Source organism: Pseudomonas sp. Irchel s3h9 (genome assembly GCF_900187475.1).
GTDB lineage: Bacteria > Pseudomonadota > Gammaproteobacteria > Pseudomonadales > Pseudomonadaceae > Aquipseudomonas > Aquipseudomonas neuropathica.
This window is the reverse complement of the sequence record NZ_FYDH01000009.1, coordinates 124,577-139,706: the sequence shown is the minus strand read 5'-3', so window position 1 is coordinate 139,706 and position 15,130 is coordinate 124,577. Positions and strand designations below refer to the sequence as shown.

15 protein-coding genes and 1 other RNA gene are annotated in these 15,130 nt (G+C 60.7%); 5 read left to right on the top strand and 11 right to left on the bottom strand.

The window, feature by feature from the left end:
- Positions 1-93: 93 nt before the first annotated feature.
- From gcvP to CKW26_RS16570, 10 genes are all read right to left on the bottom strand, one after another.
- The gene (gcvP, locus tag CKW26_RS16615; protein WP_095049399.1) at positions 94-2,967 is read right to left on the bottom strand and encodes an aminomethyl-transferring glycine dehydrogenase; all 2,874 of its coding nucleotides are present in this window, start codon (positions 2,965-2,967) and stop codon (positions 94-96) included.
- A 249-nt stretch (positions 2,968-3,216) separates the two neighbouring features.
- Entirely contained in the window at positions 3,217-3,600 is a 384-nt protein-coding gene (gene gcvH, locus CKW26_RS16610) for a glycine cleavage system protein GcvH (protein ID WP_095049398.1), read from the bottom strand.
- Between the two features lie 50 nt (positions 3,601-3,650).
- Positions 3,651-4,733 (bottom strand): glycine cleavage system aminomethyltransferase GcvT, encoded by a 1,083-nt coding sequence (gene gcvT / locus CKW26_RS16605; RefSeq protein WP_095049397.1) that lies wholly within the window; start codon positions 4,731-4,733, stop codon positions 3,651-3,653.
- A 156-nt stretch (positions 4,734-4,889) separates the two neighbouring features.
- Complete coding sequence (locus tag CKW26_RS16600) at positions 4,890-6,506, bottom strand: iron ABC transporter permease (RefSeq protein ID WP_095049396.1); 1,617 nt, start codon at positions 6,504-6,506, stop codon at positions 4,890-4,892.
- Between the two features lie 154 nt (positions 6,507-6,660).
- Positions 6,661-7,665 carry an extracellular solute-binding protein gene (locus CKW26_RS16595; protein ID WP_095049395.1) on the bottom strand — a complete coding sequence of 335 codons (1,005 nt, stop codon included), beginning with the start codon at positions 7,663-7,665 and terminating at the stop codon, positions 6,661-6,663.
- A gap of 221 nt (positions 7,666-7,886) precedes the next feature.
- The gene (locus CKW26_RS16590) at positions 7,887-9,104 is read right to left on the bottom strand and encodes a 2-octaprenyl-3-methyl-6-methoxy-1,4-benzoquinol hydroxylase (protein WP_177409260.1); all 1,218 of its coding nucleotides are present in this window, start codon (positions 9,102-9,104) and stop codon (positions 7,887-7,889) included.
- A gap of 9 nt (positions 9,105-9,113) precedes the next feature.
- Positions 9,114-9,599, bottom strand: coding sequence for a DUF4442 domain-containing protein (locus CKW26_RS16585; protein WP_095049393.1), 486 nt, complete (start codon positions 9,597-9,599; stop codon positions 9,114-9,116).
- Positions 9,592-10,779, bottom strand: coding sequence for a 2-octaprenyl-6-methoxyphenyl hydroxylase (gene ubiH, locus CKW26_RS16580; protein WP_095049392.1), 1,188 nt, complete (start codon positions 10,777-10,779; stop codon positions 9,592-9,594). Before ubiH ends, CKW26_RS16585 begins: the two co-directional genes overlap by 8 nt.
- Complete coding sequence (gene pepP / locus CKW26_RS16575; RefSeq protein ID WP_095049391.1) at positions 10,776-12,110, bottom strand: Xaa-Pro aminopeptidase; 1,335 nt, start codon at positions 12,108-12,110, stop codon at positions 10,776-10,778. The genes ubiH and pepP overlap by 4 nt, the downstream gene beginning before the upstream one ends.
- Before the next feature lie 27 nt (positions 12,111-12,137).
- The gene (locus CKW26_RS16570; protein WP_095049390.1) at positions 12,138-12,698 is read right to left on the bottom strand and encodes a YecA family protein; all 561 of its coding nucleotides are present in this window, start codon (positions 12,696-12,698) and stop codon (positions 12,138-12,140) included.
- A 125-nt stretch (positions 12,699-12,823) separates the two neighbouring features.
- On the opposite strand from CKW26_RS16570, the gene CKW26_RS16565 reads away from it, so the two are divergent.
- The 4 genes from CKW26_RS16565 to CKW26_RS16550 all read left to right on the top strand — a co-directional run bounded on the left by CKW26_RS16565 (position 12,824) and on the right by CKW26_RS16550 (position 14,241).
- Positions 12,824-13,033, top strand: a complete 210-nt coding sequence (locus CKW26_RS16565) for a TIGR02449 family protein (protein ID WP_007911197.1) — start codon at positions 12,824-12,826, stop codon at positions 13,031-13,033.
- Entirely contained in the window at positions 13,030-13,347 is a 318-nt protein-coding gene (locus tag CKW26_RS16560; RefSeq protein WP_093429754.1) for a cell division protein ZapA, read from the top strand. Before CKW26_RS16565 ends, CKW26_RS16560 begins: the two co-directional genes overlap by 4 nt.
- Before the next feature lie 30 nt (positions 13,348-13,377).
- Positions 13,378-13,556, top strand: a non-coding RNA gene (gene ssrS / locus CKW26_RS16555) — 6S RNA.
- Between the two features lie 79 nt (positions 13,557-13,635).
- On the top strand, positions 13,636-14,241 hold the full coding sequence (locus CKW26_RS16550; protein WP_093429753.1) for a 5-formyltetrahydrofolate cyclo-ligase: 606 nt from the start codon (positions 13,636-13,638) through the stop codon (positions 14,239-14,241).
- A 36-nt stretch (positions 14,242-14,277) separates the two neighbouring features.
- Here the strand turns inward: CKW26_RS16550 and CKW26_RS30070 are convergent, their stop codons facing one another.
- Entirely contained in the window at positions 14,278-14,433 is a 156-nt protein-coding gene (locus tag CKW26_RS30070) for a hypothetical protein (protein WP_016985917.1), read from the bottom strand.
- A 197-nt stretch (positions 14,434-14,630) separates the two neighbouring features.
- On the opposite strand from CKW26_RS30070, the gene CKW26_RS16540 reads away from it, so the two are divergent.
- Positions 14,631-15,080: an EVE domain-containing protein gene (locus tag CKW26_RS16540; RefSeq protein WP_095049389.1), complete on the top strand. Its 450-nt coding sequence runs from the start codon at positions 14,631-14,633 to the stop codon at positions 15,078-15,080.
- Positions 15,081-15,130 lie beyond the last annotated feature (50 nt).

The following is a 15,130-nucleotide window of genomic DNA, read 5'->3' as shown; positions in this document are numbered from 1 at the left end:
GATAGCGGTGAATCAGTCACCGGAGAATTTGCCTGATACACCGCTATCGCGAGCAGGCTCACTCCTACAGGGGACGATGTGCCACCAGAGAGTTCAGCGGTAATCATCCGCCGGTACGCAGGCGCAGAACAGGTTGCGATCGCCGTAAACGTTATCCACCCGATTCACCGCCGGCCAATACTTGTGCGCCTTGGTGTGCGCATCCGGGGTGATGCCCTGCTCGATGCTGTAGGGTCTCTCCCAAACCCCGGTGACATCCGCCAGGGTATGCGGCGCCCGTTTCAACGGGTTGTCCTCGGCCGGCCAGTTGCCGTTTTGCACTTCAGTGATTTCTGCACGAATGCTCAGCATCGCACCGATAAAACGATCCAGTTCAGCCTTCGATTCGCTCTCGGTCGGCTCGACCATCAACGTGCCCGGCACCGGGAAGGACATGGTCGGCGCATGGAAGCCGTAATCCATCAGGCGCTTGGCGACGTCTTCTTCGCTGATCCCGGTCAGCGCCTTTAAGGGCCGCAGGTCGAGAATGCATTCGTGAGCGACCCGCCCGTTGCGCCCGGTGTACAACACCGGGAATGCGCCGGATAGATGCTGCGCCAGATAGTTCGCCGCCAGAATCGCCACCTCGCTGGCATCCGCCAGTTGCGGGCCCATCATGGCGATGTACATCCAGCTGATCGGCAGAATGCTCGCGCTGCCCCAGGGCGCCGCGCTGACCGCGCCGTTCTGCGCCAGCGGCCCTTCAATTGGCACCACCGGGTGATTGGCGACAAACGGTGCCAGATGCGCGCGAATGCCGATCGGCCCCATGCCCGGCCCACCACCGCCGTGAGGGATGCAGAAGGTCTTGTGCAAATTCATGTGCGACACGTCGGCGCCGATGTCCGCCGGCCGCGCCAGCCCGACCTGCGCATTGAGGTTGGCGCCGTCCATGTAGACCTGACCGCCGTACTTGTGGATAACCTCGCAGATCTCGCTGATGCCCTCCTCGTACACACCGTGGGTCGACGGATAGGTCGCCATCAGGCACGACAACTTATCCCCAGCCTCGGCGGCTTTCGCTTTCAGATCCTCCAGATCGACGTTGCCCGCCTCGTCGCACTCGACGATCACTACGCGCATCCCGGCCATTTGCGCCGAGGCCGGGTTGGTGCCATGGGCCGAGGACGGAATCAGGCAGATCTCCCGCGCCCCCTGCTGACGGCTTTCGTGGTATTTGCGGATCGCTAGCAACCCGGCGTACTCGCCCTGAGCGCCGGAGTTGGGCTGCATGCAGATCGCATCGAACCCGGTGATTGCGCACAGCCAGCGCTCCAGCTCCTCGATCATCAGCGTATAACCGACCGCCTGCTCACGCGGCACGAACGGATGCAGGTCGGCGAATTGCGGCCAGGTAATCGGGATCATTTCGCTGGTGGCGTTGAGTTTCATGGTGCACGAGCCCAGCGGGATCATCGACTGATTGAGCGCCAGATCCTTGTTCTCCAGTTGCTTGAGATAACGCAGCATCTCGGTTTCGCTGTGATGGGCGTTGAACACCGGGTGACGCAGGTAAGGGGTGTTGCGCTGGAGATTGTCGGGGATACCGGAATAAAGGGTTTCGGCGTCGAGTTCCTCGACGTTCAACCCATGATCGGCACCGAGCAGCACATCGAACAAATTCGCCACGGTGCGTTCATCGCAGGTCTCATCGAGACTCAACCCGACCCGACCGCGCCCGAGAATCCGCAGATTTATCTGCGCAGCCTGGGCACTCTCGATGATCGCCGTTTGCGCACCGCCGACGTCCAGCGTCAGCGTGTCGAAGAATTGTGCGTTGACCCGACTGATGCCCTTGCGCTCAAGTCCAGCCGCCAAAATGCAGGTCAGTCGATGCGTGCGCTGGGCGATGCGCTTCAAACCTTCCGGGCCGTGATAGACCGCGTAGAAACTGGCAATGTTGGCCAGCAGGACTTGTGCGGTACAGATGTTCGAATTGGCCTTCTCACGACGAATATGTTGTTCGCGGGTTTGCAGCGCCATGCGCAATGCGACGTTACCCCGAGCGTCCTTCGACACGCCGATGATCCGCCCGGGAATCGCCCGTTTGTATTCCTCGCGGCTAGCAAAGAATGCTGCGTGCGGCCCGCCGTATCCCATCGGCACGCCGAATCGCTGGGAGGAACCGAACACTACATCGGCACCCAACTCGCCCGGCGGCGTCAGCAACAGCAGACTCAATAAATCCGTCGCGACACAAGCCAGCGCCTGTTGCGCATGCAGGTGGTCGATCAATGGCCGCAGATCGTGAATCTCGCCGTGGGTGTCGGGATACTGCAACAACGCCCCGAACACCTGATGCTGTTTCAAGTTATCCACAGCGTCGATGATCAGCTCGAAACCGAAGCCTTCGGCGCGGGTCTCAAGCACCGAAATGGTTTGTGGATGGCAGTTTTCATCGACGAAAAACAGATTGCTCTTCGACTTCGCCACACGTTTGGCGAGTGCCATGGCTTCGGCAGCCGCCGTCGCTTCATCGAGCAGCGAAGCGTTGGCCAACTCGAGGCCGGTGAGGTCGATGGTCAGTTGCTGGAAATTCAACAGCGCTTCGAGCCGGCCTTGAGCGATCTCCGGTTGATACGGCGTGTACGCGGTGTACCAGCCGGGATTTTCCAGCACATTGCGCAGGATGACGGTTGGCGTCAGGGTGCCGTGGTAGCCCATACCGATCAGGCTGGTCCAGACCTGATTCTGCTCGGCGTAACTGCGCAGCTTGGCCAGCGCGGCTTGTTCATCCAGCGCGGGTGGCAGCTCGAGCGCGCGATTGAAGCGAATGCCTGGCGGCACCGTTTGCTCGATCAGTTCAATTCGACTACCGAGGCCAAGGCTGTCGAGCATCGCCTGTTGCTCGGCTGCATCGGGGCCGAGGTGACGGCGCAGGAAGGCATCGGGATCGCGTAAATGGCTCAGGGACGGCAACTGGGACATGACGGGCTCTCTCTTGGCTGGCGCTCGGCGTCAATGCAACACGGTCAAACCAGCATAGCAGCCGATGTGGCAACCCATTTTCAGTGCACCCCGTCCCCCTGTAGGAGTGAGCCTGCTCGCGATTGCGGTGTGTCAATCGCATTAATGAGTCTGAAAGAACGCTATCGCGAGCAGGCTCACTCCTACAGGGGATTTGTATCGTGCATAAAAAAGCCCCGACAAGTCGGGGCTTTGGGTATTGCTTAGAACTTACTCGCCGATAGCAGCCTTGTAAGCGCCGGCATCCAGCAGCTTGTCCAGCTCAGCCTTATCGCTTGGCTTGAGCTTGAAGATCCATGCGCCGTACGGATCGGAGTTCAGCAGCTCTGGCGAACCGCCCAGCTCTTCGTTGATCGCGATGACTTCACCGCTGATCGGCGAGTAGATGTCGGAAGCAGCTTTCACCGATTCAACGACGCCAGCCTGATCTTCAGCGGCGAACACCTTGCCTACTTCGGTCAGCTCAACGAACACCACATCGCCCAGCGCTTCCTGCGCGTGATCGCTGATGCCCACGGTGACGGTGCCGTCGGCTTCCAGACGTGCCCATTCATGACTTTCGGCAAAACGCAGTTCAGCGGGAATATTGCTCATCTTCGGTGTCCTCTGGAATTGGGTCAGCGGTCATGCCCGCCGGAAAAAGGTTAGATCAAAGTTTTGCCATGGCGTACGAAGGTCGGTTTGACCACCCGTACCGGGTACCACTTGCCACGGATTTCCACTTCGGCGCGGTCGGCGGTGGCCATCGGAACACGCGCCAGGGCAATCGATTTGCTCAGCGTAGGAGAGAAACTACCACTGGTGATCTCCCCTTCGCCAACATCGGCGATGCGAACCACTTGATGAGCGCGCAAAACACCACGTTCTTCCAGGACCAGACCAACCAGTTTGTGCGCAATGCCGGCAGCTTTTTCCGCCTCCAGCGCAGCACGGCCGATGAACTGGCGGGTGGCCGGTTCCCAGGCAATGCTCCAGGCCATGTTCGAGGCCAATGGTGAAACGTCTTGGTGAATGTCCTGACCGTAGAGGTTCATACCGGCTTCAACCCGCAGGGTATCGCGGGCACCGAGGCCGATCGGGGAAATGCCGGCACCGACCAGATCGTTGAAGAACCCCGGCGCCTGATTGGCCGGCAGGCAGATTTCCAGGCCATCTTCACCGGTATAACCGGTACGCGCGATGAACCAGTCACCGTCGGTATAGCCTTCGAAGGGTTTGAGGTGCTGGATCAGCGTGGCGCGCGACTGGGTCACCAGTTCGGCAATCTTGTGCCGGGCCTGTGGGCCTTGGATGGCGAGCATCGCCAGCTCGGAGCGCTCGTGCAGCTGCACGTCGTAATCGCCGCGCTGCGCGCTCATCCAGGCCAGATCCTGATCGCGGGTCGAAGCGTTGAACACCAGTCGATAAGCGTCGTCGAGGCGGTAGACGATCATGTCGTCGACGATGCCGCCACGCTCGTTGAGCATGGTGCTGTACAACGCACGGCCGGGGCGGTGCAGGCGGTCGACATCATTGGCCAGCAAATGCTGCAGCCAGGCCTTGGCCTGGGTGCCGGTGACATCGATCACGGTCATGTGGGAAACATCGAACACCCCGCAATCGCGGCGCACTTCGTGGTGCTCCTCGACCTGCGAGCCGTAATGCAGTGGCATGTCCCAACCGCCAAAATCGACCATCTTCGCGCCGAGGGCGAGATGCAGGTCATACAGAGGCGTACGCTGTCCCATGGGTTTCTCCTTCCGGGCGTGGCGAAGGTGCGGACAGCCGCTGTACGGGGTGAAAGCCGCGAAATAGAAGGCTTTCAGCCGATTTCAGCGAACGGGTCTGTCAGACGAACCGCACCGAATGCCGCGCATTGTAGCCGCATGATTCAGGACTGACGACTAAGTGTTTCGGTGTGCCGAGCGGCGGATCAGTCCGATGACCGGCAATAGACCGACCAGAACCAGGGTCAGCGCTGGCAAAGACGCCCTCGCCCATTCACCTTCACTGGTCATTTCAAAGATCCGCACCGCCAGCGTGTCCCAGCCAAACGGGCGCATGAGCAGGGTCGCGGGCATTTCCTTGAGCACATCGACGAACACCAGCAGCGCCGCGCTCAGCGCGCCGGGCAGCAACAGCGGCAGATACACTTTGAAAAACAGTCGCGGCCCACTGACACCCAGGCTACGTGCTGCTTCGGGCAAAGAGGGCCGTATACGCGCCAGACTGCTTTCCAACGGCCCGTACGCCACCGCAATAAAACGCACCAGATAGGCCATCAGCAACGCCGCCAGACTGCCAAGCAGCAGCGGTTTGCCCGCGCCGCCGAGCCAACCGGAGAGTGGAATCACCAGCTCGCGATCCAAATAACTGAACGCCAGCATGATCGACACGGCCAACACCGAACCCGGCAAGGCGTAGCCCAGGTTGGCCAGACCAACACCAGAGTTGATCGCCTGCGTCGGCGCCAGCCGCCGGGCAAACGCCAACAACAGCGCAACACTGACGGTAATCAGCGCCGCCATGCCGCCCAAATACAAGGTGTGCAGGATCAGCCCCGCGTAGCGCTCGTCCAGATCGAAACGGCCGCGCTGCCAGAACCAGACGATCAGTTGCAGCAGCGGAATGACGAAGGCGCAGGCGAACACCAGTGCGCACCAGCTCATCGCCGCGAACGCCTTGAGCCCGCGCAAGTGATACAGGGCTTTCACCCGTGGCCGCTCGTTGCCCGCCCGATTGGCGCCACGCGCGCGACGTTCGCCGTAGAGCACCAGCATCACCACCAGCAGCAACAGACTGGCCAGCTGCGCCGCACTCGACAGGCTGAAGAAGCCGTACCATGTCTTGTAGATGGCGGTGGTGAAGGTGTCGAAGTTGAACACCGAGACCGCGCCGAAATCCGCCAGGGTTTCCATCAGCGCCAGTGCCACGCCGGCGCCAATGGCCGGACGCGCCATCGGCAACGCCACACGCCAGAACGCTTGCCACGGCGATTGGCCAAGCACCCGCGCCGCTTCCATCAGGCCTTTACCCTGAGCGAGGAATGCGGTGCGCGCCAACAAGTAAACGTAGGGATAGAAGACCAGCACCAGCACGATGATCACCCCGCCGGTGGAGCGCACCCGTGGCAGGCGCAGATCGGTGCCGAACCATTCGCGCAGCAGGGTTTGTACGGGGCCGGCGAAGTCGAGCAGGCCGACGAAGACGAACGCCAGTACGTAGGCCGGAATGGCAAAGGGCAGCATCAGCGCCCAGTCGAGCCAGCGCCGCCCGGGAAATTCGCAGAGGCTGGTGAGCCAGGCGAGGCTGACGCCGAGCAGCGTCACACCGACACCGACGCCAACGACCAGCGTCAGGGTATTGCCCAGCAGGCGCGGCATCTGGGTTTGCCACAGGTGCGACCAGATCTGTTGATCGATGGTCTGCCAGGAAAGCAGCAGAACGCTCAGGGGCAACAGCACCAGTGCGGCGATGGCGAAAACGATGGGATACCAGCGGCGTTGGGCAGGGTGGGCCAAGGAAACAGTCTCGTTCAAATGATTGTGCCCACGCTCTGCGTGGGCACACATCCTGTGACGCTCTGCGTCACGCTGTCGGCGGCACGACGCAGAGCGTCGATGGATGCATTCCCACGCAGAGCGTGGGAACGATCACAAGTCTATCGAAAAAGCCTCAATTCCAACCCGCCCGATCCATCATCCGGATCGCTTCAGCCTGACGCTTGCCCGCCACTTCCACCGGCAAGGTGTCAGCGACAAACTTGCCCCACGCCGCCACTTCTTCCGAAGGCGCCACCGCCGGGTTGGCCGGGAACTCCTGGTTCACGTCAGCAAAGATCTTCTGCGCCTCAGGTGTGGTCATCCACTCAACCAAAGCCTTGGCCGCTTCCGGGTGCGGCGCATGCTGGGTCAAGCCAATGCCCGACAGGTTCACGTGCACGCCACGATCCGCCTGGTTCGGCCAGAACAGTTTCACCGGCAGCTCGGGCTTCTGCTTGTGCAGGCGGCCGTAGTAGTAAGTGTTGACGATGCCGACATCGCATTGCCCGGCGTTGATCGCTTCGAGCACCGCGACATCATCGGAGAACACGTCGGTGGAGAGGTTGTTGACCCAGCCCTTGAGGATCTTTTCGGTCTTCTCGGCGCCATGGACTTCGATCATGGTCGCGGTCAGCGACTGGTTGTAGACCTTCTTCGCCGTACGCAGGCACAGGCGCCCTTCCCAGTTCTTGTCGGCCAGTGCTTCGTAGGTGCTCAGCTCGCCCGGCTTCACGCGTTCAGTGGAGTAGGCGATGGTCCGCGCGCGCAGGCTCAGGCCAGTCCAGGCGTGAGTAGACGAGCGATATTGCAGCGGAATGTTGGTATCGATGACTTTCGAAGTGAACGGCTGGAGGATGCCCATCTGCTCGGCTTGCCAGAGGTTGCCGGCATCAACGGTGAGCAGCAGGTCGGCGGTGGCGTTCTCACCTTCGGCCTTGATGCGCTGCATCAGCGGCGCTTCCTTGTCGGTGATGAACTTGATCTTCACCCCAGTCTTGGCAGTGTACGCATCGAAGACCGGTTTGATCAGCTCATCGATGCGCGACGAGTAAACCACCACCTCATCAGCGGCCTGGGCCGTTGTACTGCCGATCAGGGTCAGGGCCAGTGCAGTCAGAAGACGCTTGGGTGCCAACATGGGAGTGGTCTCTCGGTCGGAAAATGTGGGCCAAATGATAAGGACTCACATTTACCACCTCAATCGAACTCTTTTTGAAGGAGTTACCAGATGTTGCACAGTTTGAAAATTGTGGTGCCTGGCCGGGCGCCATTGCGAGCAGGCTCACTCCTACAGTTGGAATGCGTTCCCCTGTAGGAGTGAGCCTGCTCGCGATGAGGCCATCAGCAGCAACGAAGAGATCAGGGTTTGGCGAGGGCCGGAAGATCCCCGGTCAACCCAAGGGCTTCACGCACAAACAGCGCCTTCGCTTCCGGCATCTGCTCCACCAGCTTCAACCCGGCATTACGCAACCACCTGACCGGCAACGGATCCGCCTGGAACAACCGCTCAAAGCCTTCCATCGCCGCCATCAGCGCCAGGTTGTGCGGCATGCGCCGACGCTCGTAACGGCTCAGCACCTTCGCATCCGCCAAACGCTCACCGCGTTCGGCCGCCTGCAATAGCACTTCGGCCAACACCGCCGCATCGAGGAAGCCAAGGTTCACACCCTGCCCCGCCAACGGGTGAATGGTGTGCGCCGCATCGCCGATCAACGCCAGGCCTTCAGCCACGTAACGTTTGGCATGACGCTGACGCAGCGGCACGCACAGTCGCGGATCGGCACTGATGACTGCGCCGAGGCGGCCTTCAAAGGCACGCTCCAGCTCTCGGCAGAACGCCGCTTCATCCAGCGCCATCAAGCGCTCGGCTTCGCTCGGCGTGGTCGACCAGACGATCGAACACCAATCCTGCTGCCCGTCACGCTCCAGCGGCAGAAACGCCAATGGCCCGTGATCGGTAAAGCGCTGCCACGCGGTCATCTGGTGCGACTTGCTGCTGCGCACGCTGGTGACGATGGCGTGGTGCATGTAATCCCACTCGCGCGTGGCCATCCCGGTGAGGCGGCGAACGGCCGAGTTGGCACCGTCAGCGGCAATCACCAATGGCGCGCGCAACTGACGACCGTCAGCCAGCGTCAGCAACCAGTCATCGCCCGAGCGGCGCATCTGTTCCAGCCGCGCATTAGCGAGCATGCCCAGATCGCAATCGTGCAAACGGTCGAGCAAGGCGTCCTGCACCACACGGTTTTCGACGATATGACCCAGCACCTCGGCGTGCACACTGCTCGCCGAGAAATGGATCTGCCCGGTGCCGCTGCCGTCCCAGACGTGCATGTCGGTGTACGGGCTGCTGCGGCGCTTGGCGATGCCGTCCCACACGCCGAGGCGTTCGAGGATGCGTTGGCTGGCTGCCGACAGCGCGCTCACACGCGGTTCAAATGCCGCGTCGGCATCGAACGGCTTGACGCTCAGCGGGCTGCCATCGAGCAGCAGGACTTCCAGCCCGCTGTCCTGCAACGCCAACGCCAGGGCGCTGCCGACCATTCCGGCTCCGACAATCAGCAGATCTGCGCGCATTTCCATGCTTTAAGCCTGTCTCGCTTGCGGCTTGAGCCGCACGTAAAGGGTTTTACCGACCCGCGCCACCAGATTGCCGGCGCCGTCATGAATGTCGACCTGCAACTGCGGCAGGTATTTCTCGCCATTGGCGGTTTGCCGGCGAATCTCGGCGAGCAAGGTCTCGTCGATATTGAAGCGGGCGAATACCGGGCCTTTGCCCGGTGCAATGAAATCGATGTCGGCAGCCTTGTCCCAGACAATGTACTTCGAGCCGAGGTTTTCCATGAGCATCAGCATGAAGAACGGGTCGACCATCGAATACAGACTGCCGCCAAACTGAGTGCCGACGTAGTTGCGGTTGTACCAGCCCAGCCCCATCGACACCTGAACGTCGCGGAAATCATCGCTGATATGCCGAACCCGTACACCGGCGCCAAGATACGGCGGGTAGAACGTCATCACCCAACGCATCAACCGCGCCTTGCCGAATTTAGCGGTCAACCACTTAAGCATCCGGACGTGTTCCCAAACCCATGGCCTGACGGGCAAACCAGCGCTTGGCCGGCGGCAACAGATCAAGGCCGAGCAGGCCGATGTTACGGCCCAACGAAACCAATGGCTGCGTGCTGCCGAACAGGCGTGTGACCTGATCGGAAAAACCGACGGTGAGATCCTGATCGAGACGTTGACGCTCGCGATAAGCCTGCAATGTGGCGAAGTCGCCCAGCGGCTTTTCACTGGACAACAATGCGGCGGCCAAGGCATCGGCATCACGCAGTGACAAGTTGAAACCCTGACCGGCAATCGGGTGCAGGCTGTGCGCCGCGTTGCCGAGCACAGCCAGATGCGAGCGCACCTGTTCTTCGGCCTCGACCAGCGTCAGCGGATAAAGATGCCGCGCGCCAACCTGTTTCAACGTGCCGAGGCGATATCCGAACACGCCCTGCAATTCGCTGAGGAAATCGCGCTCGCTCAAATCGGCCAGGCGCTGCGCGTCCATGCCCAAACGGGTCCAGACCAGAGCACAGCGGTTTTCCGGCAGCGGCAGCAAGGCCATCGGCCCTTCGTCGGTGAAACGCTCGAAGGCCATGCCGTTGTGCGCTTCGCTCGGGGTGATGTTGGCGATCAGCGCGCTCTGGTTGTACGGACGCTTGCGCACGTTGATGCCCAACTGCTCGCGCAGACCGGAGCGACCGCCATCGGCGAGCACCGCGAGGTCGCATTCAAGGGTGGTTTCATCATTGAGGGTCAGGCGATAGCCATCGGGCAGCGGTTCCATACGCGTGACTTCCGCCGGGCAGCGCCAGCTGATCACGTCTTTATCGATGTGCTGCCACAGGCACTGGCCGAGCCAGGCGTTTTCCACCACATAACCGAGCGCTGGCACACCCTCTTCCATCGCCGACAAGCGCGCGGTAGAGAAACGGCCACGATCGGAGACGTGAATCTGTTTGATCGGCTCGGCGCGACGGGAGATTTCCTGCCACACGCCCAGCCGTTGATAAATCTGCCGCGAGCCGAAGGACAGCGCCGACGAACGTGCGTCGTAGCTCGGCTGCCAACTGTCGCCGGGAGCGAACGGCTCGATCAGGACGATCTTCCAGCCACGCGCCTTGGCCCCGGCCTGCAAGGCCAACGCCAGACTGGCGCCGACCAGACCGCCACCGATGATTGCCAGATTGACTCGACTCATGCCGCGTGGGTCCTTGCTTGCGCCATCAGCGCTTCGATTTCAGCGACGGTTTTCGGCACGCCGCTGGTGAGGATTTCACAACCGGTTCTGGTCACCACCACGTCGTCCTCGATACGTACACCAATGCCGCGCCATTTCTTCGCGACGTTCTGATTGTCCGGGGCGATGTAGATGCCCGGCTCTACGGTCAGCGCCATGCCGACCTCGAGCACTCGCCATTCGCCGCCGACCTTGTACTCGCCAACGTCATGCACATCCATGCCCAGCCAGTGACCGGCGCGGTGCATGTAAAAGGCTTTATAGGCTTCGCTGGCGATCAACTCATCGACCTCGCCATGCAGCAATCCCAGTTTCACCAGCCCCGTGGTAATCACTCGAACCGTGGCTTCGTGCGCTTGATTCCAGTGTTTGTTCGGGGCGATTTCGGCGAACGCGGCTTCCTGCGAGGCCAGCACCAATTCGTAGATCGCTTTCTGCTCGGGCGAAAACTTGCCGTTGACCGGCCAGGTGCGGGTGATGTCGCTGGCGTAGCAGTCAATCTCGCAACCGGCATCAATCAATACCAGGTCGCCGTCCTTGAGCAGCGCGTCATTCTGCTGGTAATGCAGGATGCAGCTATTGCGCCCGGCGGCGACGATCGAACCATAAGCCGGCATTTTCGCCCCGCCCTTGCGGAATTCGTAGTCGAGTTCGGCTTCGAGGCTGTACTCGTAGAGCCCGGCCCGACTGGCCTGCATCGCGCGGATGTGGGCTTGCGCCGAGATCCGTGCGGCTTCGCGCATCACCTTCACTTCTGCCGCCGATTTATACAGACGCATGTCGTGCAGCAGATGATCCAGGGCAACGAATTCGTTCGGCGGCTGGGCGCCGAGGTGCGCCTTGGAGCGGATCACGTTGATCCAGTCCATCAGGTGACGGTCGAATTCAGGGTTGCTGCCCATCGCCGAATACACCCGGTCGCGGCCTTCGATCAGGCCGGGGAGGATGTCGTCGATGTCGGTAATAGGGAAAGCGTCGTCGGCACCGAAGTCGCGGATCGCGCCCTCTTGCCCGGCGCGCAAACCGTCCCACAATTCGCGTTCGGCGTTGCGCTCACGGCAGAACAGCACGTATTCGCCATGTTCACGGCCGGGCATCAAAACGATGACGGCTTGCGGCTCGGGAAATCCGCTGAGGTACTGGAAGTCGCTGTCCTGACGGTAGACATGCTCGACGTCGCGGTTGCGAATGGCGACCGCGGCGGCGGGCAGGATCGCGATGCTGTTGGGTTCCATCTGCGCCATCAGGGCCTTGCGGCGACGGCTGTATTCCGCTTTGGGGATATGGGTCATGGGCAGATGGCTTTCCCTGGCACGCGATTAATGCAGCGACGGCTTGGCGGCTGGCGGCACGTCGGCTTTCTTGGTTTCCGAGAACAGCAGCAACGGCGCAACGCGCAGGTACTCCATGACTTCCATGTAGTCGGTTTCGCCGTCTTCGGATTCTTCGAGAGCATCCTGCACTTGGGAAATGGCGGCCAGATCCTGCAGCACTTCGGTGGCTTCAGTGCTGAGCATGCTGCTGTCGCGGCAGTTCAGGCCGAAACCGCTGAGGAAGCCCTGGCACCATTGGCCCAGTGCAGCGGCGCGGTCAGCCAGCGGTGCGTCATCGGTCGGCAGCAGCAGAACGACAGTGACGTCGTCGCCGGTCAGCTCGCCTTTGACCATCTCTTGCAGGCCGATGAGGGCGTTACGGACGTTGTCCTGGATATCGCCTTCGAGCAGTTCGGCGGCGTCGATCAACCAGCCTTCGTTATCGAAGCCGGCACCGGCGCAACTGCGCCCGAGCAGCACGCCGTGCAGTTCGGCAGGCGAAACGTTGTGGCCGCTGGAAGTCAGCAGGGTGGCAAAGGCTTGGTACGGGGAATTCGCATTGGTCATGGGCAGCTAGGCGCCAGACGGCGCTATGTCTAGAATGAAGGCCTTGTATCCTACATCGACAGACTCGCCAAGACTATTAAAGGCTGTCCGCCAGCTACCCCCCATCAGACGAACACGTGGACACAATGGAAGACACCGACCTGCAAGCGCTGATGGCCAGACTCGAACTGTTGATTGGCCGAGTCGAGCAACTAAAGAGTCAAAATGCACTCTTACTAGCTCAGGAAAAGACCTGGCGCGAGGAACGCGCTCACCTCATTGAAAAAAACGAAATCGCCCGGCGTAAGGTCGAATCGATGATTTCGCGCCTCAAGGCCCTGGAGCAAGACTCATGAGTTCAAGCAATAGCGTCACCGTGCAGATCCTCGATAAAGAATATTCGATCATCTGCCCGCAGGAAGAACGCAGCAATCTGGTCAGTGCCGCGCGCTATCTGGATGGCAAGATGCGTGAGATCCGCAGCAGCGGCAAAGTCATCGGTGCCGACCGTATCGCCGTGATGGCCGCGCTGAACATCACCCATGACCTCTTGCACAAAGAAGAGCGTCCGGACATCCAGGCCAGCGGTTCGACCCGTGAACAGGTGCGTGACTTGCTCGATCGTGTCGATCTGGTGCTCGCCGACGATCAGAACACCAGCAAGGGCTGATTCAGCTGGCCGCTTGCGGTATACTCGCGGCACTCCCTGGGGTGCTTGCCAGTTGACGATGTCCCTGAGCCGATTCGCACTACCCTGGAAGTTGCACGTTGGGCTGGTGTGCATGTCCGCTAGACGGAAAGCCTTAAAGTCTACTGCATCTTCCACCTTGAACTTTCGGGTTCAAGGGCTAAGTTGACAGCGGTTCATCCGGGGAGCCTGATTCGAATCCGATGTCGGTGAAAACCGCCATCGGATTTTTTATGCGTACGTTTTCGTCCAACCTGCCGAAGCCGAACCATGACCGAACCCGCGCTGCTGCCCCGCCCGCAACTCCGCCGCCTGCTGCGCAAGGCGCGTCGTGCGCTGACCAAGAGCGAACAACGCCAGGCCGCCAAGGGCCTGTACCGGCAACTGGCGCAAGACCCGCACTTTCGCCGGGCCAGACATATCTCTTTGTATTTGCCCACCGATGGTGAAATCGATCCGCGCCTTCTGCTGCGCGAAGCCCAACGTCGGGGTAAATCGACTTATCTGCCGGTGCTCAGCGCCTGGCCACGCACCAAGATGGTTTTCCAACGCATTCGTCCCGGCGAGAAACTTAAACCCAATCGCTTCCGCATTCTCGAGCCGCGAGCCAATCTGGCACAGCAACGCAAGGTCTGGGCACTGGATCTGGTGTTATTGCCGTTGGTAGGGTTTGACGATGTCGGCGGGCGACTGGGGATGGGCGGCGGTTTCTATGATCGCAGCCTGGCGTATCTGGCTCGGCGAAAAAGCTGGCGCAAGCCGACGCTGCTGGGCCTGGCCCATGAATGTCAGAAAGTCGAACGCTTGGCGCAGGCAAGCTGGGATGTACCGTTACAAGGCACGGTCAGCGACAAGGCGTGGTATTTCGCGGGATAGGACGCCGCGCAGATCAGCGGCGTCGAGAAAGCCGTTTCAGCGTTTGAAGGCTGTCGACTGTTGCACCTGTTGCGCGACTTCAATCGGCGCGTCGGCCTTGTTCGACCACAAGCTCTGCGCATAACCGGTGGTTACGACGCCCAAGCCAAACAAAATTACCAAAGTCCATAGTAGATCCGGTTTGCGTTTCATCGATTGCCCCCCTCAAGGCACATCATCACGATGACAGCAGCGGTTTCCGTTCGTAGGCCGTGCAGCAGCGTCAAGCTTTAAAGGCCGGCATTTTGCGACAACGTGAACCTGCGCGCAAACGCTGACGTCAACCGACTGTCGGTTTGTCATAAAATTGCCCGACAACCTGCCCAATGACCGTTTCAGGAGCAAAAACCATGGCCTATTGGCTGATGAAGTCCGAGCCCGACGAACTCTCTATCAAAGGTCTGGAAAAGCTCGGCACAGCGCGCTGGGACGGAGTTCGCAACTATCAGGCGCGTAACTTCCTGCGCTCGATGGCCGTGGGTGACGAGTTCTTTTTCTACCATTCCAGCTGCCCGGAGCCGGGGATTGCAGGGATTGGCAAGATTATCGAAGCGGCGTACCCGGATCCCACCGCACTGGAGCCGCAGAGTCATTACTTCGATGCGAAAGCTACACCCGAGAAAAACGCTTGGAGCGCGATTGATGTTGCCCACGTAGAGACGTTCGCCCGGGTATTGAAGCTGGATTACCTCAAGCAGCAAACCGCGCTGGCCGACATGCCACTGGTGCAAAAAGGCAGTCGCCTGTCGGTCATGCCCGTGACGGCCGAACAGTGGGCCGCCGTGCTCGGCTTGCGCTGAGAACTGCCCGGTCACGGTTATTAGCCGAAAAAGGGGCTAGGCTTGGCGCT

What these genes read in the sequence shown, in the direction of transcription:
- ubiH (WP_095049392.1), bottom strand. Translation starts at nt 10,779, where the DNA reads ATGAGTCGAGTCAATCTGGCAATCATCGGTGGCGGTCTGGTCGGCGCC.
- CKW26_RS16590 (WP_177409260.1), bottom strand. Translation starts at nt 9,104, where the DNA reads ATGCGCGCAGATCTGCTGATTGTCGGAGCCGGAATGGTCGGCAGCGCC.
- gcvP (WP_095049399.1), bottom strand. Translation starts at nt 2,967, where the DNA reads ATGTCCCAGTTGCCGTCCCTGAGCCATTTACGCGATCCCGATGCCTTC.
- gcvT (WP_095049397.1), bottom strand. Translation starts at nt 4,733, where the DNA reads ATGGGACAGCGTACGCCTCTGTATGACCTGCATCTCGCCCTCGGCGCG.
- pepP (WP_095049391.1), bottom strand. Translation starts at nt 12,110, where the DNA reads ATGACCCATATCCCCAAAGCGGAATACAGCCGTCGCCGCAAGGCCCTG.
- CKW26_RS16540 (WP_095049389.1), top strand. Translation starts at nt 14,631, where the DNA reads ATGGCCTATTGGCTGATGAAGTCCGAGCCCGACGAACTCTCTATCAAA.
- CKW26_RS16595 (WP_095049395.1), bottom strand. Translation starts at nt 7,665, where the DNA reads ATGTTGGCACCCAAGCGTCTTCTGACTGCACTGGCCCTGACCCTGATC.
- CKW26_RS16565 (WP_007911197.1), top strand. Translation starts at nt 12,824, where the DNA reads ATGGAAGACACCGACCTGCAAGCGCTGATGGCCAGACTCGAACTGTTG.
- CKW26_RS16560 (WP_093429754.1), top strand. Translation starts at nt 13,030, where the DNA reads ATGAGTTCAAGCAATAGCGTCACCGTGCAGATCCTCGATAAAGAATAT.
- CKW26_RS16550 (WP_093429753.1), top strand. Translation starts at nt 13,636, where the DNA reads ATGACCGAACCCGCGCTGCTGCCCCGCCCGCAACTCCGCCGCCTGCTG.
- gcvH (WP_095049398.1), bottom strand. Translation starts at nt 3,600, where the DNA reads ATGAGCAATATTCCCGCTGAACTGCGTTTTGCCGAAAGTCATGAATGG.
- CKW26_RS16585 (WP_095049393.1), bottom strand. Translation starts at nt 9,599, where the DNA reads ATGCTTAAGTGGTTGACCGCTAAATTCGGCAAGGCGCGGTTGATGCGT.
- CKW26_RS30070 (WP_016985917.1), bottom strand. Translation starts at nt 14,433, where the DNA reads ATGAAACGCAAACCGGATCTACTATGGACTTTGGTAATTTTGTTTGGC.
- CKW26_RS16570 (WP_095049390.1), bottom strand. Translation starts at nt 12,698, where the DNA reads ATGACCAATGCGAATTCCCCGTACCAAGCCTTTGCCACCCTGCTGACT.